We start from the raw sequence: 18,242 nt of genomic DNA on the forward strand, positions 1-18,242 counted from the left end.
CTTCTTGTCAACCTGTTTTGTACAGGGATATCCTGTAAGCCGTTAAAACTATGACAGTAAACTGAAATTTTACCGGTAACCGGGTTTACTGCTCGTTATATAAAGATTCCAGCTGCCGACGAGGTTCTAGAAAAATGGAACTTTCTACAATGGAATCAGAGATAAAGGTGTTCGGATAATATTGTACTACGATAAGTTCTCCTTTCAGGTGCTTCCGATTCCCTTCAAAAGCTTATCCATTACCTGATCCACGGTAAAGCTGGCTGCTTTCTGACGCGGGGGGTACTCTTTGTACGTCGCTAAAAAGTCGCCCACGACACCCTGGGCAGGCACCAGCAGGAAAGCGTGGTCCAGCATCCAGTCGTAGTAAGTATTTGAGGTCTGGTCCGCCCTTTCATAAGGATCTGTACGCAGGTTGAATATTTTTGGTACGCGCAGAGGGACAAAAGGTTCAGCCCAGACCTGTAATGTGCCGATAACGCGCTGCTCCATAAAGACCATTTTCCAGTTGTCGTACCTCAGAGCTACAAGGTCTCCATCGTCTGAGAAGTAAAAGAACTCAATGCGTGGGGATTTCTTCTCCTTCCCGGTAAGGTAGGGAAGCAGGTTATATCCGTCAAGGTGTACTTTGAAAGTCCTGTCCCCTGCTTTGTGTCCTTTTTTGAGCTTTTCCTTGATATCCGGCTCTCCGGCTGCTGCAAGCAACGTGGGCAGCCAGTCAAGGTGGCTCACAATTTCGTTAGAAATTGTACCTGCCGGGATCCTGCCAGGCCAGCGCATTACTTCCGGAACGCGGAAGGCTCCTTCCCAGCAGGAGTTTTTCTCGTTGCGGAACGGGGTCATGGCTGCATCGGGCCAGGTATTCATATGTGGTCCGTTATCCGTACTGTAGACAACAATGGTATCTTCTGCAATGCCAAGTTCATCCAGCAAATTCAGAAGCATTCCCACCTGCCGATCGTGTTCTATCATGCCATCGTGGTATTCCGACTGCCAGCGCCCCGATTGTCCCCGTATCCTGTCCGGAATATGGACCCGGAAGTGCATCCAGGTGGTATTGAACCAGACGAAGAACGGCTTGCCCGCCTCATGCTGGCGTTTTATAAAATCGATGGCTGCTTCCAGAAACTCCAGATCTACGGTTTCCATGCGTTTTCTTGCCAACGGGCCGGTGTCCTCGATGCGCCCGTCTGCGTAGCTGTGGATTACACCCCTGGGAGCATAGTTCCTCCGAAAATTAGGGAAATCCTCCTCAGGTGGATAGTCGGGGTTTTCGGGTTCCTCTTCCGCATTCAGGTGGTAGAGGTTTCCAAAAAACTCGTCAAAACCATGGTTTGTAGGCAGGTGTTCGTCCCGGTCTCCAAGATGGTTCTTTCCAAACTGACCTGTGGCGTAACCCAGCGGTTTCAGCAGTTCGGCGATTGTAGGATCCTCTTCTTTGATCCCCAGCTTGGCTCCAGGCATCCCCACCTTGCTCAGTCCGGTACGGAAGGCACTCTGACCTGTGATAAAAGATGCCCTGCCGGCTGTGCAGCTCTGCTCTCCGTAAGAGTCCGTAAACCTGATACCTTCGTTAGCGATCCTATCGATGTTTGGTGTTCTGTAGCCCATCAGGCCGTCACTATAGCAACTGAGATTGCTGATTCCAATGTCATCTCCCCAGATGACCAGTATATTTGGTTTCTTTTCTGCCATCCGTAATCCCCCCGGATAAATTGGTTTATTGATGGTTTATTGGTGGTTGATTAATATATATCTTGAATCAGCACTTTTAAGCAGCCTTCAGGTGCTGAATAAAACAAAATATATATTTTTCTTCTCGACTTCCCATTTTGTTTTTTTTCGAAATTGCACAACAGGTCAAGACTGAGGCTGAATCCTGTGTTTTATCTGCTTCCGGTCCTTCCTTCCAGGTACTTTTTTCTCGCGGCCGTGGCAGCGTTTGAATTTTAGCCCGCTGCCGCAGGGACATGGGTCGTTGCGTCCTGCCTTTGCAAAAGCGTCTTCCAGAGCCAGGACCCTCATCACCTCCTGCACCGGATAGCCCCTGCGTATCATGCCTGCAAGGATCTGCATCGGAAAGTCGATGTGCCTGAAGAAAGCTTTCCAACCTTCGCACAGGTAGTTCAGGCCGGTTTCTCCGGTAGAAGTTTTCAGGAAGCGGTTTTTAGGACATTCCCCCTTGCAGGCAAAGAGCATGTCACATTCACGGCATACCTGCGGCAGAGTATCACGTTTGTCCTGCCCGAACCGGTACTGCTTTTCCGAAGCAGCAAGCTCGCCTATCTCTTTGTCTAGGATATTGCCCAGCAGGTAGTCAGGCTCTACAAAATGGTCACAGGAATAGAGGTCCCCGTTGTGCTCCAGGGCAAGCCCGATCCCGCATGTTTCCTCAAAAACGCACATTCCTGAAGGCATGCCCAGCCATCTGCGCGCAGAAGCCTCAAAAGTCTGCACGAATACCCTGCCCACATCATTTCTCACCCATTCGTCGAAAATGCAGCTCAGGAAACTGCCAAACTGTTCGGGCTGCACAGAACGATCTGAAACCGTATCTCCTTTCTGGTAAAGGGTACGTCTTCCCTCATTAATTCGCTCAACAACCGGAATAAACTGAATCCAGTCTGTCCCTGCTTCATCCTTCAGGAAATGGTAGACTTCCAGCGGATAATCGGCATTGACCCTGTTTACTGTTGTCAGGACATTATATTCCACACCGTGTTTTTGTAGCAGGCGAAGCCCCTTCATGACCCGGTCGAAGCTCCCCTCCCCTTTTTTATCCACCCTGTAGGCGTCGTGCAGTTCACGAGGGCCGTCGATGCTGATCCCTATTAGAAAATTGTTTTCCTTAAATAACTGGCACCATTCGTCGTCCAGCAGCGTGCCGTTAGTTTGCATTGTATTTTCGAAAGTCATGCCTGGCTTTCTGTACTTTTCCTGCAGCTCGATTGCACGCCGGTAAAAGTCAATGCCCATCAGGGTGGGTTCGCCTCCCTGCCAGGCAACGGTTACCTGCTGGGTGCGGTGGGCTTCGATAAGCTGCCGGATGTAGTTCTCCAGCACTTCGTCTGACATGCAAAACCTGCTGCCCGGATAGAGCAACTCCTTGTCAAGAAAAAAACAGTAGGAACAGGCCAGGTTGCAGATGGCTCCTGTTGGCTTAGCCAGCACGTGGATGCGGGGAGGCAGGTAGTTTTGTGCCATTCTAACTCTCTTTACCAGTAACTCGCAGTTTATTCAGTAAACTCTTTGCACTAATAGCCTGACAGATATCAGGTGTAAAGGGTATTAATCTGCCAGGCTGTATCCATTTATTGCAATGCCATTGGCCAGCAAAGCAATAGCCGGCACGTCATCCTGTTAGCCCGGCCATTACTTCACCAGCTCGATCTCCCCCGGCCGCCAGGTCTTGTCAAACCACGGTTCGAGCGGGCCGTAGAGGCGCAGGATCGTAAACCAGCCTTTGCCCGAAACAGTTTGAATCCAATTATTCTCTTTCCCGGCAGGAGCTTTTGGGCCGAAGTAGAGGTCCACCGAGCCGTCGGGATTCATAACGAGTGGATCACGCTTATTGTTCTTGCTGGGGAAGGTTTGTCCGGTCTGGAGTTCAGAGCGCGTTTGCGGGTCGTAGATAACTACGGACCAAAAGTCTTTGGCAGGAACGTTTGCCGGGATGTTCAGTTTATAGTTCTTTGCCCCATCCAAAAAATTTCCGTCTTTGTCATGTTCGGTACCGGCATACTGCGACCCCGCTCCGATCATCTTCGATGCCATCGCGGGCGTGTTCACAGTTGCGCAGTAGAAATAGAGTGTTCGCGCATCCAGATCCCTACCTCCCAGCCCACCTTCAATCAACCATTTGTAATCCCCACCGACGAATACCATCTTCCACGCGCTGTTCTTGTAGTAATAGGCAGCCATGTCGCGGGTTTCAAAGGCGATGGCTCGCGCGGTAGCGTTGCCTACTGCGACTGCGTCGGTCAGGATAGCCTTCATGCGTGCATCGGGTGCGAAGTGCTTGTCTTTGCGAATGCCGATACTGGCGGCGAGGCCACGCAGTTCGGGATCAATGAAGTCCACGGGCTCCTTGGCCAGTACGTGAGCAAGTTCCTCGTAGAACGTGAAGGTGTTCGCGTAAACGGTGTTATGGGCCTTTTTCGAGCCGCTGATGAACTGCATGGCCGGCGGATTCTTCGCCTGGGATAGCGGATATACTTTCAATCCAGCCTTGAAGTTCTTTGTGGCAGCATCGGGTTTGCCGTCCACCAGAAATCCACGCAGGATCAGCCAGTTGACATAGGATGGCGAACGGGCTAAGAAATAGCCCTCCGGCTCTTTGTCCTTATAGCCAGGAGGCAGGATCAGGTATTTTCCACCTTTACCCTGATCGGGCCCGGGGGCTCCCATATCAATCACGAAACGGAAGAAGGCATCGTTTACGGTGCCCGGTCCACAGCCTGGTGGAATCTCCACGATTATCGGGCCTTCTTTATCGAGATCGAGGATCACTGAAGCGTACACTGTGTCGGTGTTGCCTGTTAGCAATAGCGGTTCCGAGTCCAACAAATGGTCGAGGATGACAACCTGATTCGCAGTCGTGGAACCCATATCCACCATGCCCCGACGGATGCTTTCGATGGATGTCGCCGGAATGAAATTGAGGAACACCTCAATGCCGCGGAGGAAATCAAGATTATCATAGACTTTCCGGGCTGTCTCCTTGGTGGGAAAGCCGTCGAAGAACTTGAGCGTGCCGATTTGCGTTTCCACTGTATCGGGCGTCATGATCTGCTCGGGAATCTTGTTGTTGTAACCCGGTGTTGCAGCTTTTGTATTATTAGTTTTCATTGTTCTTTTCCCCTTTATCCCCTATTAGCCATGTCTCACAGGCGATCCGGCACAATCTCTTTCAAGACCGCTAATTGAGACATTATTTTTACTGCTGCGCGCCAAAAGCATTTGCACTTCAGCTTCTTTATCCTCGATAAGCTGGCCGCTTACATCTACGGTCACACTATATATCCTGCCGGTGAACTCAAACGGCGGCTGGTATTTAGGCACAACTGGCGCTCCGTTACGTGATTATGTGCCCAGTGCAGCTTTCTGCCTTTTACATAGAATATATAGCCAGCCTCAACATCACCCTGGAAGAGCAAGACCCCTTCAGTGCCTCCTGCAGGAATCTCAACGTCAGCTATGATGCTATGCGGGCGGTTGAGAATCTTGACGGTTGCATTTGCGGGAATCGGCTGAGTTCCGGGATAACAGGTGAGCTAGTCCGATCAGCTGAAAAAATCGGAGGCCATTCCTCGACAAAACGCAGGGTTCCTCGAGAATCTATGGGCAGCACATTGTATTTTCCGGCTTCTGGATACCAGGTTGAAATCATCTCGATAAGCTTGGGCGATTATCTGCAGCCAAATTGCCGGAAAATGAGATTCCATCTTTTATCAGAGGAATTTCGTTATTATTGGCCTTTCATCTGTTGTTTTACTGCAAAACTACCCCCTCTGTAGTTAGCAGTCTTAAATTGCAGTTATATAATTACGTTTTAATTTATATCAAATTATACATATACCGCAAATTAATTGTGTATGCTTTTATTATGGTTCAAATGTTACTGAAACGCAATCCTCAGTTCCTGAGATCATATCCTGTCTGGAAATCATCGATCTATTTTTCTGATAAGAAGAATGAATCATGACATCATAACGAGGCATTTCGATATTTGCATTTTTCAGGGCTTCGTAAATTATTGTGTTGAGCCGGTTCTCTGCAACCTCCTTTTCCACAAAACTTTCTATCCAGCATCTGACCATGAATTCCACTCCTAATTCCGTTAACCTGGACATGTATGCCTCTATCGGTTTATTGTGCATAATCCTGTTTTCGTGTCCCAGAGCCTCAATAATCAGATTTCGTACATTCTCGATATCCGAACCATAGGATATAACAACAAAAGTCTCGACGCGAAATATCCTGTCGGGCATGGAATAATTCGTATGAGCTCCTTTCCGATAACAGAGTTGGGAATTGCTACTTCACGGTTGTCCGTGGTAAGAATGCGAGTTGACCGCCAGCTCATTTCTATCACATCTCCCAAGGTATCAAGCTTTTCTATAAATATCCGGTCTCCGACTCTGAAGGGGCGATCAATTGAAATTGCAATCCCGGTAATAATGTCAGCAATTAAAAAAACTCTATAAATATGAGAATATAAGGAAAAAGTTTACAAATAAAATACTTTTCAGTCTGTAATTGATAATAACGGGCGATATACTTAGAACGATAAGACTTCTCGGAAAAAGAACTCTTGATTGTTGGGGTTGTAGTAGTAATCAGGACAATTCCAGGTTACTTACTGAGTAAAGAAGTAGAAGAATACCATTCTGACTAAGAGCCTATCCAAAAGTCAATAACAAGTCGTAAAAAGTTGTAATCGGTTTTAATATCCGTGTACTCGTTTTGGTTTTAACTATTGGTTTTAAAATCGAACTGAGAGAAGGGTTAGGAAACCCTTCACTCAGAGTTTAGTTATTTCTCCTGAGGAGGTAGAAGACTGAAATGAGCCCTACAAGTCCGAAGACAACTCCGAAGCCAGGAGCATTTTCTTCTCCAGGCTCATTAGCTAGAGTTCCCTCATTTGCAATTTCTTCCTCGGTCGTTTCATCAGGAGTCTCAGTTATGTCCTCTTCTGGAGTTTCGGTAACATTCCCTTCTTCTCCATGAGTTGTTCTCAAGGTTTCGTTTTCTAAACCAAGAGTCCTCACAACGAATGGGTAATACCTGAGCTCGCTAACAGGGGTGTCACCTATTTTGAAGAACATGCCTTCAGCGATTTCCTCTTCGGAGTCCATGGTCAGGGTGAAGGTATCTTCATTGCTGATCCTGAGGGTATCTCCCTGGATTGAAACATCGTCGAGACTACCAAATTCGTCATCAGACTCTATGGTCCTTGCGTTTGCATAATCTATGAGCCAGAGACCTTCGATCTGGGCAATACTGTCTACTGCACCCTGGAAGACCTGGTTGACGTGTACTCTGAGGACAACGACATCATCTTCGTCCTCGATGTCATCAAGTTCGACTTCCCAGGTGTTACCTGTAGTGTTGCCTTCTGTACCGACTGAGATAATTTCATCGTCCACATATTCTCCGTCCTTCTGGAACTCGAGCCAGACTTTTTCACCTTCAACATCGACCTGTTTTGCCTCGAGAGTGTATCCCTGACCCAGATCAAGGGTTTCACCGGTTCTGATAGTGTACTTATCGTCACTATCAAGAATGAGCATGGCAAGTTTGTCAGCACTATTCTCTTTAATTGGGATGTACTTCTGTGCGAAGAATCCGATGATAGGGTACTGTTCCCAGCCAGCATCCACATTTTCGTACTCGTAGTCAACGTTCTCAACTCTTGTCTCGTAAACGAGGTCACCCTCGGGAATCACGTTTCCGTTAATGTTGGAGACACTAAGGGATTCTGTTTCGACATTGTCATCGAGGTCGTAGTAGAAGCCTGCGAAGTTGGATGCGTTCCAAGTGAAGTTACCTGTGCCGAAGGAGACTGCTCCACCCACTCCATAGACACCTGGCTCTTTGAATTCCACCATGAGATGGAACCTGAGCACATCGGAGCTGGTGTCCGCTGTCTTGAAAGACACATTATTAAGAATTTTGTCTGTACCATCCCTGGTAAGGGTAATGGAGTCCTCATTTGTGATCACGAGGGCATCTCCCTGGATGGAAACATCATCTAATTCCCCGAATTCGTCGTCAGATTCAATGGTTACTGCGTTTGCGTAGTCAATGAGCCATAGACCTTCGATCTGGGCAATGCTGTCGACTGCTCCCTGGAAGACCTGGTTTACATGGACTCTCAGGACAACGACATCATCTTCGTCCTCGATGTCATCAAGTTCTACATCCCAGGTGCTACCGGTAGTGTTGCCTTCTGTACCTACCGAGATGATTTCATCGTCCACATATTCCCCATCTTTCTGGAACTCGAGCCAGACTTTCTCACCGTCAACATCGACCTGCTTTGCCTCGAGAGTGTATCCCTGACCCAGATCAAGGATTTCACCAGTTCTGATGGTGTACTTGTCATCACTGTCAAGAGCGAGCATGGCAAGTTTGTCAGCTTTGTCAGGTTTGAGCGGGACGGTCTTCCGTGCGCCAAAACCGATCATGCTGTAATTATCCCAGCCAGCAGCCGGATTTTCGTATTCGTATCCGATCGGCATAATTGTGGTTATGTAAACGAGACCACCCTCTCCGATAACATTGTTTTCAGTACCTGGAACATCGGTAATTAAAACAATCTCGGTTGATACGTTGTCGTCGATGTCATAGTAGAATATTGGAAATCGAGAAGCATCTATTGGAAGGATAGTACCATTGCCATATGTATCAATAATGTCGTCGATATCAGTGCCGTTGAATACTGTACTGCGGACCTCAATCACATCCTGTGCGTTTGCAGTGGGTGCAAATGCCGTGAAAAGCATGAAAACAGCCAGAAATACCGCTACAAATCTCTTCATTTGTTGTTCCCCCCTATTTGTTAAGATAAGTCGTGTGTAGGAAGTATCGGGATAGAATACCTGAAGGATTTCGAAATTCACCACTAAATCAGATTCATCCATTTCGTCTATTCCCTACGAGGATTTCCCTTCCTTATCCCTCTAAATTGGATTACAGGGGTATTATTGTCCATGCAGCCTGAAAATACAGTGATTAAAACCGCAAACGCAAAATATTAAAACTATACCTTTTTTTGGCTTTATGGAAAACCGGTGTCCCTTTATATCCCTGCGATAGTATATTTTAGGTATAATATAATGAGTATAATATAATATCTTAATGGGGAAAGAGAAGCAAAACTAGTGCATCGATTCCAAAATAAATTCCCTATTTCTTGGGAAATTCGTGATCGGGGATAGATTCAACCGTCGATCTTTGCGAACATACTTCAGAATTGCAGTACTAGATTTCATTGATGTCTTCTGCCTAACCAGGATTGTGAATTTTGTGGCATTTCTGGAAAAGGAAATATCGTAGGCAACGGCAAATATCAAGTAAGAACAGAAATTGAAAACGATGGAGCCTGGATGTGGATGAGCTTTGCACCAATCCGGGCTAATAGTTATTTTGTACCGGGACTGAGGAAATAGGACTTAATGACAGGGCTGAAATAAAGAAATAACTTGCACAGTTAAACTGAGATCTAAAATCGAGCACTGAACCTTTAAGAAAAGTAAAAAATAAGAATTGGGGGAGGGACTGATTTTCACTCCCCACACTTTATTTTATTCAAGAATCGTTGTTCTCGCCTTGCAACCAATTTACGGAAATATTTGCATTCCTGCAGGGGCGTTTTCCGTTTAAAGTCAGTATGCAGGTGCTTCTTCTTCTTCTTCGGCAAAGGCAGCACGCAGTTTGTCCTCTTCTTCCCTGGACAGGTTGGAAGCGATAAGTTCAAAGTTCATATCTTTGAAAGCTTCCTTTACCTTATCCTTTACTGCGTCGCTGGTCATTAAGAAGAGGGCTGACGTGCCTTCAGTTACTTTACTGCGGACAGACCGGATAAAATCATCATTAATTCCAACATCGGTCATGGAACCGGTTAGTGCGCCCATAGTAGCCCCTACTGCAAGACCCAGTATAGGAACAAAAAAGATCAGCCCAAATAGCATTCCCCAGAAAGCACCGCTGAGTGCACCTGCACCGGTTAAACTGGTTAGCTGTTCCGTTTTTGGTTTCTTCTTCCCTTCAGGCCATTTGACTATGGCTGCGTCGTGAAGAGTTATCAAATGCTGCTTGCTCAAATCCTTTACCACTTCAAGTGCTTTTTCCGCACCGTCTGCAGTTTCAAATTTCAACACGGTTAATGTTGCCATCCCTAGAATTTCCTCCTCTGCTCACAGGTTCAATCTACTGGTTGTTTTTCATACCAGCCTGTAACAGCCTGACAACTAATTTAGAACGGATAGGAACGTTTTTAGGAACTTTTTCTCTTGGATGATATAAGGATCTCTCACAAGATGTTTCTCGCCAGGTCAGATGTAATGGACAGGTATTGCCGGGTATCTGACGAGCTGAAGAACAGTGTGCAATCTTTTGATTTGGCTAATTTTAACTATTTCCCTTTCACCCATTATAGAGTCTGAAAGCCCAGGCATGCAGGCTCGGCTTAACAATGCTGTAATATACAACTATTTTTATGTATATTATTTTATACATGCCAAGGTATTTTTACCGGGTATGCTTCCCAGAATCCGGTTATTTCGGACGCAATGTAGGATCATTTTAAAGTGCATTTTAGCCTGTGTTTTCCTCCTCCTGCGCTCTGTCCCCACTTGACTCCATCAGTTTGGCCATCAAGCGCGTGTCCTCTGAACTTTCCAGAATTATTTTTACAACTATTGTAAGGGGTACGGCAATCAGCGCACCTGCAGTCCCAAGCACGTAAGACCAGTAAAATAAAGAAAGAAATACAATCGCCGGAGATAATTTAAGGCCTTTTCCTGCAAGAGATGGAAAGATGACATTTTCTACGAGCGCATTGACCACAGTGATGGCTACAAGGACACCCACTGCCCCGATAAGCCCGTATTCGAACAGGGCAAGAAGCATAGGTGGGATAGCTGCCAGATAAAAGCCAAGATAAGGGATATAACCGAAAATGAAGAACAGGAGGCCCCATAGAATAGCAAAATCTATACCTCCAATAAAGAGAAGTATGGCAACTCCAATACCCCCCACCAGATTGGTCGCAGTCCTCAGGAGCATGTAATTTATGACGGTGCTGCTTAATTCCTTAAACCGCGAAAGATGAACTGGCTGGTCTTCAACTTCTTTCTGGACCTTTTGTGGCGCACCTGCAGAGTCCAGAAGTAAAAAAGTTGTTGTTATAACAATTAGCGCAATTGTTGATCCGGCGTTTAAGGCTCCTGAAATAATATCTCCGGACACACTGAAAGCAAATGCTGCAACGTCTCTCAGGATCGATTCCAGGGACACTCCAGCTTCAGGCAAATATGTTGAAACACTATTCAGAATACTCTGCAACTGGTTTTCATAGCTTGGGATCCTGCCGCTGATCTGGAGTAAAGAGTTTGCAAACAGAATTGCGGTTCCAACAAAAACAAAAATGAAAAAAAGGATTACGAGAATAACACTAACCGTTCCCGGAACCTTTTTCCTCATGAGCCAGTGAACCAGAGGGGTAAAAATTAGAAAGGCAAAAAGAGCAAAAAAAATTGGTAACAGTATATCAGAAATCGCCTTCATGCCCAGGGTAAGGATAACTGCAGCAGTGCTGTAAATTAGAATTCTGGCTGGTGTTGAACTAATATTTCCATTTATGTTTACATCCCCATTCTTTCTCTTGCTGCTAACTTTCTTCTATAATAATTTGGAGCAAAGCTTTGGTGCTAAATCTTTTTTAAACAGGAATTCGAGTGGGCAGCCATTCAGACTGCAAATTCTGCCCTGTATCCAGGTCTTTTCTTCTCTGCAAATTTAAACGCCTCTGTCAGTTCTTCTCCAACTGAAATAAGCAATTCAGGTGTGAGCATACACAAGTACTCCACCTGCATCCCGGATCGCCTGTTTCAGGCCCTTTGCCCAGAGATGTTCGATAATAAGAAGAGCAGCAGTACCTTCAGGGATGGCTTCGATTATCTCCAGAATATCTTCCTCAGTGATTCCGTATTTTTCCCGGGCTGCTTCCAGAATTCCTGCCCCCGTACCTTCCCTAGCCCCTTCTTCGCCGCCGGCTCCATACCCGATGAGTCCTCCCATAAAGGCTCAAAAACGCATTTTTTCCTCTTCGTCCAGTTGTGCAGCTTCCATAGACTTGATGTTCCCGTCTTCGTCTTTCCATACGAACAGCAAGTCAATGAGCCTGATTATTCTTTTTTCCATGAGTGATTCAATTTCACGCCGGATTTGACCGTGGAAATCAGGATTATCGAACACGATGACTAAGAGCCGCATCGGTCCAAAAGTTATTTTATCCAACTTATTCCCCATTGACAATTCTGCTATGTTGCTCATTCCTGTTGCACTGCGCCTCAAATGAGTTAAATGCTCATATGAAAGGTCACAGCCTCCGTACATCTTCGAGATCCTTGCTTCTATTTATCAGAAGCTTTGCAGTTAAAAACAATAATATCATTACTGCTATAGAGATGTACAGACCTGAAAACATATATAAATAATCATATATAAAATTAAAATTAAGATTAAACTGCCAGAAATAAAAGAATGACTTTATCACTTCTTTTTCAGACCTGATAACTCCAGAGCACCTTCCGTCTTCCGTTCCCAAACGGTAGCTGCATTTATGAGTTTCATTAAGGGCACTCACCGTAAGGCTGAATACAAGTAATGAGGCCATTGAGAATGAACCGCAGAGGTACCGACTGTTTTGGAAAATTCAAGAGCGGAACCGATTTAACCGTTCTTGAATCCCGGATCTTATTCTCATATCTTATCAATCATGTGCCATCTGGTCGAGTGCTACCGTAATTGCCAGGATCAGGGCGGCATTCTGTCCAGGAGAAATTTCCACTCCATATGTATCCCTTATTCGGAACCATTTTTTCGAGACCTCTGCAACTTTTCCCCCTCCAGCTTCAATACTGTATTCGTGACGCATGATATTGCCCTGCACATCCATTTCAGGCCCATTTGCGACTTCAACTTTAAATCGGTCGCGGAGAGGTGTAATGAGGGCTTTTTTGATCGTTGCAGCTGTTTTGCTCTCCGTATCCTCGATGTCCATCGTATCTCGAACCCTGAGCATCTTTTCCCTGATTTTATACAGATCGTTTCCATGCGCATCCTTAATGATCAGGGTTTCGCGAACGCGGAGCACCTTTCCGTCAATAAAGAACGCCCGCTCTCCAGCTTCATTTTCGATCCAGTAGTCATCGCCTATGGAAATGAGTCTCTCATACATTTTGTAGCGTTGTTCATCTCCTGCTTTGTGGCTACTGGGAGCGCTCATGCTTTCACGATCCCCGAGTCTATCCCTTAACCTTCCCATCTTTAATCACTCCTTTTGTTTATTTTGCAGTTCGGGGCTTTCAATATCTCAAAAAGCCCACCGTAAAAGGGAATGGTGGAGAATCCTATATCATCCAGCACTCATTAGGTAGTCATGGCTCCTCACTGTACCAAGGGCTTTCCTAATGTGCTAAAGGGTTCCTCACTATCTATACTTCCTTACTTTACCATGTGACTTCGTAAGTAATCCGGTTTGAGTTCGATATGGTATATGGTTCCGGATATCGATAGTAGAGACTACCCTGAACTGTTCTGAGAAATTCCCTCATCCGAATTAGTAAAGACTGAATGGACTTTATGTTGAGCTCATCCCAAAACCCGATTTTAATCTCAATTCTCTGATTATTTAGGGGACTTTCGTAATCCGAAGCTCGATTGGTCACTTCAAATAAGAAATCCAAAAAAGCAAATTTTGAGTTTTGGGATAGACTCGTTAAGTTATATTATATTCATGTCGTTTTTTAAGACAAAACCGGCTGTGAACGGGGTGTTGGATAATCAACTTATTTGTATACCGGTCCTGCTGGAGTATCTTCCGGGGTTTTCAAAGTGCGTTTTCTCCCGCTCTTTTTTTCACCCTTATCCTCACTCCCACTTGATTCCATCAGTTTCGCCAGCCAGCGCGTTTCTTCGAAACTTTCCAGGATTATCTTAACAACCATTGTAAGTGGTACGGCAATCAGCGCTCCTGCGGTCCCCAGCACATACGACCAGTAAAATAGAGACAGAAACACGATGGATGGAGATAATTTAAGGCCTTTTCCTGCAAGGGAGGGAAAAAGGACATTTTCTACAAGAGCGTTGACGAGCGAGATGCCGACAAGGACAGCCAGTGCTCCTATAACTCCATATTTAAAAAGTGCAAGGAGCATGGGGGGAAGAGCAGCCAGAATAAAACCCAGGTAGGGAATATAACCGAGAAGGAATGTCAGGAAACCCCAGAGAATTGCAAAATCAATGCCCCCGATAAGGAGAAGTACAGCAGTCCCGATACCTCCTATCAGATTGGTTTCAGTCCGTATGACAATGTAGTTCACAAGGCTTCTGCCAAATTCGGTGGTCTGCGATAGCAGGAGAGACTGTTTTTCAGCTTCCTTCTGCACCTTTTTCGGGGCTCCGGCAGCATCCAGTAGCAAAAAAGTTGTCGTGACAATGATAAGCCCGGTTGTTGTCCCGGCATCTAAAACTCCGGTAAGAATTCCCGCCGTAAGACTGAAAGCAAATGCCCCCACATCACGCAGGATTGATTCTACAGAGAATCCGACGGATGGTAAATATATTGAAAGGTTTTCCAGAGTTTCCATTAACTGGGTTTCATAGTTTGGGATGCGGCTGCTGAGCTGAAGTAAAGATCCTATAACCAGAAACCCGGTGCCCATGGCAACAACAATGAAAAAAAGGATAGCCAGACCGACGCTAACAGTGCTAGGAACCCCTTTCTTCTGGAGCCAGTGGACGAGAGGGGAAAAAATTAGAAAGGCGAAACTCGAGAAAAAAACGGGCACGAGTATAGTTGCTATCTGCTGCATACCGATAGTTAGAATAACCGCAGCGGTACCGTAGAGCAGAATTCTGGCTGGTGTCGAATGACTATTTGTATTCATAGTACTTTCCTAATCATTTTTTTATGATCCGTTTACTAGTACTCGTGTGGGAATAAAGCTTCTCTTAACACTCGCCACCCGGCCCATTCGCCAATATTTGTACAGTCTCTTTCCAGGCTGTCTTAGCCAGTTTAGTTCGTGTTTTGCTGGGATGTTCTTCTAAGGTGAACTAACTCAATCGTGTGCCATCTGATCAAGCGCAGCCGCAATTGCCAGGATAAGCGCATTGTCCTGTCCGAGCTCAATCTCCACTCCATAGGTATCTCTTATTCGGAACCACTTTTTTGAGATGTCTGCAATTTTCCTCCCTTCAGACTCAATCTCATACTCGTGATCCAGAATATTGCCGCGGATTTCCATATCAGGCCCGTCTGGAATTTCAACTTTCCATTTATCCCGCAAAATATTAATGAGATCTTTTTTAACTGTTGCAGCCAGACCATCATCTGCTTTTTTGATGTCCATTGTATCCCTGATCCTGAGTAATTTTTCCTGAATTTTATAAAGGTCATTTCCACGCAGATCTTTGAAAATGAGAGTGTTGCGAATGCGGAGCGCCTTTCCATCAACATGGAATGCTCGTTCTCCGGTTTCGTCTTCTATCCAGTAATCGTCTCCGATGGAAACGAGTTTTTCATGCATTTTATAGACGTGTCCTTTCTCCTCCTCATGGCCTCCACGGCCTCCAAATAATCTCATCAAAAATCACTCCCTATGTTTATGCATTCTTGATACCTGCCTTGAAGAAATGGCTTATTAATCCTATCATAGAATCTGGAAAGTTAATAATGGTTCACCTTTCATCAAGGGGAAACAAATCATGAACCCGGCCGCTGAAAGACTGGCCTTATATTAATGTTTGATGTCAATGATATCCACTATCAGCAATTTGAGTTTTCGATTTCAGTTGCTCTTTTCAGATATTTTTCACATAGCTTTCCTGTAAATCTCAACGATATCCTCTTTTGAAAGCTCTCTGGGATTAGTCAGGCGGCAAATGTCCTGCATGGCATTTTCAGCCAGAAGTTCAAGGTCTTCTTCCCTTGCCCCCAGCTCTTTTAAGCCAGAGGGGATTCCAATGTCTGATGCAAGCTTTTTGATGGCATCTATTGCTTTATCTGCGGCTTTATCCTGGCTCAATCCCTCGACTTTTTCCCCCATTGCCTTTGCGATATCAGAAAAACGCTCGGGGCAGACCTGCTTGTTGTACATCTCCACATATGGCAGGAGGATTGCGTTGCAGACTCCATGCGGAAGGTTATAAAAGCCTCCGAGCTGGTGAGCCATAGAGTGCACGTAACCGAGGCTTGCGTTGTTGAAAGCAATGCCTGCAAGATATTCGGCGTGTGCCATCATGTCCCTTGTTCTTATATCCTCCCCATGGGCGACGGCTTCCGGTAAGTATTTTGAGATAAGCTCGATTGCCTTGATAGCAGCCGCATCGGTTGTAGGGGTAGCCATCGTAGAAACATAAGCTTCAACCGCATGGGTCAGAGCGTCCATCCCTGTTGAAGCTGTCAGCGCTGGTGGCATACTAACCATCAGTTCAGGGTCGTTAACTGCTACATCGGGTGTAATTCGCGGGTCAACAATTGCCATTTTGATGTGTCTGTCTGTGTCCGTAATAATTGTAAAACTCGTCATCTCACTTGCAGTACCCGCAGTCGTGTTTACCGTAATGAGCGGAGGAATCCCTTTCGTAACTTTCCCCACGCCTTCGTAATCATTAATCATTCCACCATTATATACTACAATGCCAACTGCCTTTGCACAATCCATAGGACTCCCTCCTCCGACAGCGATTATCATATTACAGTCTTCTTTTCTGTAAATGTCTGCTCCTTCCATAACTGAAGTATCAGTCGGGTTCGGGTCTGCTCCTGCAAAGACTGTCGCTTCCAGACCTGCATCTTCAAGGATATAATAGATGTCTCGTGCAAGCTCTTCCCCATGCCTGCTTTTGCCAGAAACTATCAGGGCTTTTGTAGCCCCAAAATCTTTTGCGTGCCTGCCGATTTCTTTTACGCAGCCAGCTCCCATAAGGGCCACTTTCGGGTTCAGATATGTATATGTCCTGTTTTCTGTCATGCTTTTCAACTCCCCTTGAAAAATCCTTTTTGATCTCCCTAACATTTTTATTAAAAATGCAAAATATGAATGAAAAGATTCTCCCGACAGCTATTAAAGTTTTGCTCCGGAACAGAATTTCTGAAATCAGCTCGTAAAAATTATGGGAGTAGAAGGGCAAACACTTTTTTAATTTATACGATTTACACTTCCTAATATTACTAGTAATAAGGAAATTTTATTCTACTTGATTTATATATTTCTCAATAATCTATGTATTGTCTCCAGGCTGATAACGGATGCTGCAAATGCCACGGCAAAATTCTAAGCAATAAGCTAATACAATAACCGGATAGAAACTGTCTGGATTGTCAGTGGTCCGGGTTGTCAGATTGTTAGATTACTATCTGGGAGGACTTATCCATGAATCAAACAATCGACTTCTCGAACCAGCAGCCAGAGCATTTGTATAAGAAATAAACAAATCGGATGGAAAAGAGTGCACTATTGATAATCGGAAAAAGGAGTACATCACATGACTACGATTACGACCAAAGACAACACGAAAATCTATTATAAGGACTGGGGGAACGGACAGCCAATAATCTTCAGCCATGGATGGCCTTTGAGTGCGGACGCATGGGAAGACCAGATGGTTTTTCTGGCTTCCCAAGGATACCGCTGCATAGCCCACGACCGCCGCGGGCATGGGCGATCGAGCCAGCCCTGGAATGGCAACGACATGGATACTTATGCCGACGACCTTGCAACGCTGATCGAAAAGCTCGATCTGAAGAATGTGATCCTTATCGGTCACTCCACCGGAGGTGGCGAAGTTGCCCGCTATATCGGCCGTCACGGCACGAAACGTATAGCCAAAGCCGTGCTGATCGGCGCGGTGCCGCCGCTGATGCTTAAAACAGCTACCAACCCCGGCGGCTTGCCGATCGAGGTCTTCGATGGTATCCGTGCCAATGTCCTCGCCGACCGCTCGCAATTCTTCAAGGACCTTCCCACGCAGTTCTACGGTGCCAACAGGCCGGGTGCGAGGGTATCACAAGGCCTGAGGGACTCGTTCTGGCTCCAGGGGATGCGGGCCGGTTTCAAAGGCGTCATCGACTGTATCAAGGCCTTCTCAGAGACCGATTTCACTGAAGATCTCAAGAAGTTCGACATTCCGACGCTCATCATCCACGGCGACGACGACCAGATTGTGCCGATCGGCGCTTCGTCCATGGCTTCGTCCAAGATGATTAAAGGCTCCACGCTCAAAATATATCCAGGTGCACCGCACGGCTTGTCCTCGACTCTCAAGGACCAGGTCAATGAGGACCTGCTCGCTTTCATCAAGGAGTGAGCGATTATTAAGCAACGGGTCAGCTTCGACCTGGATCTCTCTCAAAAAGGAGGCAAAATTTCTCGAAAAATGACCTGCACAAGTTGCAAAGGTAACTTCATCGTTATATCACTGCTAGCCATAATGTATCATGAAAACGC

General features: G+C 45.9%; 16 protein-coding genes and 1 pseudogene. 1 reads left to right on the top strand and 16 read right to left on the bottom strand.

What is annotated here, in order from left to right; genetic code table 11:
* Positions 1–204: 204 nt before the first annotated feature.
* The 16 genes and pseudogenes from ACZ5A8_RS10310 to ACZ5A8_RS10385 all read right to left on the bottom strand — a co-directional run bounded on the left by ACZ5A8_RS10310 (position 205) and on the right by ACZ5A8_RS10385 (position 16,766).
* On the bottom strand, positions 205–1,695 hold the full coding sequence (locus tag ACZ5A8_RS10310) for an arylsulfatase (RefSeq protein ID WP_464533767.1): 1,491 nt from the start codon (positions 1,693–1,695) through the stop codon (positions 205–207).
* Positions 1,696–1,860: 165 nt separating this feature from the next.
* On the bottom strand, positions 1,861–3,204 hold the full coding sequence (locus ACZ5A8_RS10315) for an anaerobic sulfatase maturase (protein ID WP_464533769.1): 1,344 nt from the start codon (positions 3,202–3,204) through the stop codon (positions 1,861–1,863).
* Positions 3,205–3,372: 168 nt separating this feature from the next.
* A complete protein-coding gene (locus ACZ5A8_RS10320) occupies positions 3,373–4,848 on the bottom strand; it encodes a DUF1254 domain-containing protein (RefSeq protein WP_464533770.1) in 1,476 nt (491 codons plus the stop codon).
* Between the two features lie 24 nt (positions 4,849–4,872).
* Complete coding sequence (locus ACZ5A8_RS10325) at positions 4,873–5,013, bottom strand: hypothetical protein (RefSeq protein ID WP_464533772.1); 141 nt, start codon at positions 5,011–5,013, stop codon at positions 4,873–4,875.
* Between the two features lie 181 nt (positions 5,014–5,194).
* A complete protein-coding gene (locus tag ACZ5A8_RS10330; RefSeq protein WP_464533774.1) occupies positions 5,195–5,389 on the bottom strand; it encodes a hypothetical protein in 195 nt (64 codons plus the stop codon).
* Positions 5,390–5,603: 214 nt separating this feature from the next.
* Positions 5,604–5,990 carry a hypothetical protein gene (locus ACZ5A8_RS10335; protein ID WP_464533775.1) on the bottom strand — a complete coding sequence of 129 codons (387 nt, stop codon included), beginning with the start codon at positions 5,988–5,990 and terminating at the stop codon, positions 5,604–5,606.
* Between the two features lie 41 nt (positions 5,991–6,031).
* A pseudogene (locus tag ACZ5A8_RS10340) lies at positions 6,032–6,133 on the bottom strand (mechanosensitive ion channel domain-containing protein); the annotation flags it as partial.
* A gap of 397 nt (positions 6,134–6,530) precedes the next feature.
* Entirely contained in the window at positions 6,531–8,543 is a 2,013-nt protein-coding gene (locus ACZ5A8_RS10345) for an S-layer protein domain-containing protein (protein ID WP_464533777.1), read from the bottom strand.
* An 846-nt stretch (positions 8,544–9,389) separates the two neighbouring features.
* The gene (locus ACZ5A8_RS10350) at positions 9,390–9,899 is read right to left on the bottom strand and encodes a DUF1269 domain-containing protein (protein ID WP_464533778.1); all 510 of its coding nucleotides are present in this window, start codon (positions 9,897–9,899) and stop codon (positions 9,390–9,392) included.
* Between the two features lie 421 nt (positions 9,900–10,320).
* Positions 10,321–11,367, bottom strand: a complete 1,047-nt coding sequence (locus ACZ5A8_RS10355; RefSeq protein WP_464534095.1) for an AI-2E family transporter — start codon at positions 11,365–11,367, stop codon at positions 10,321–10,323.
* A 198-nt stretch (positions 11,368–11,565) separates the two neighbouring features.
* A complete protein-coding gene (locus ACZ5A8_RS10360) occupies positions 11,566–11,805 on the bottom strand; it encodes a hypothetical protein (protein WP_464533780.1) in 240 nt (79 codons plus the stop codon).
* A 6-nt stretch (positions 11,806–11,811) separates the two neighbouring features.
* Positions 11,812–12,024 carry a hypothetical protein gene (locus tag ACZ5A8_RS10365; protein ID WP_464533781.1) on the bottom strand — a complete coding sequence of 71 codons (213 nt, stop codon included), beginning with the start codon at positions 12,022–12,024 and terminating at the stop codon, positions 11,812–11,814.
* Positions 12,025–12,499: 475 nt separating this feature from the next.
* Positions 12,500–13,054, bottom strand: coding sequence for an LURP-one-related/scramblase family protein (locus tag ACZ5A8_RS10370; RefSeq protein WP_464533783.1), 555 nt, complete (start codon positions 13,052–13,054; stop codon positions 12,500–12,502).
* Positions 13,055–13,577: 523 nt separating this feature from the next.
* A complete protein-coding gene (locus ACZ5A8_RS10375) occupies positions 13,578–14,678 on the bottom strand; it encodes an AI-2E family transporter (RefSeq protein ID WP_464533784.1) in 1,101 nt (366 codons plus the stop codon).
* A 174-nt stretch (positions 14,679–14,852) separates the two neighbouring features.
* Entirely contained in the window at positions 14,853–15,377 is a 525-nt protein-coding gene (locus tag ACZ5A8_RS10380) for an LURP-one-related/scramblase family protein (protein WP_464533786.1), read from the bottom strand.
* A gap of 228 nt (positions 15,378–15,605) precedes the next feature.
* Entirely contained in the window at positions 15,606–16,766 is a 1,161-nt protein-coding gene (locus ACZ5A8_RS10385; protein ID WP_464533787.1) for an iron-containing alcohol dehydrogenase, read from the bottom strand.
* Between the two features lie 514 nt (positions 16,767–17,280).
* Here ACZ5A8_RS10385 and ACZ5A8_RS10390 point away from each other — a divergent pair.
* Positions 17,281–18,102, top strand: coding sequence for an alpha/beta fold hydrolase (locus tag ACZ5A8_RS10390; protein ID WP_464533789.1), 822 nt, complete (start codon positions 17,281–17,283; stop codon positions 18,100–18,102).
* The last annotated feature ends 140 nt before the right edge of the window (positions 18,103–18,242 follow it).

It is taken from the genome of Methanosarcina subterranea, from assembly GCF_055385895.1.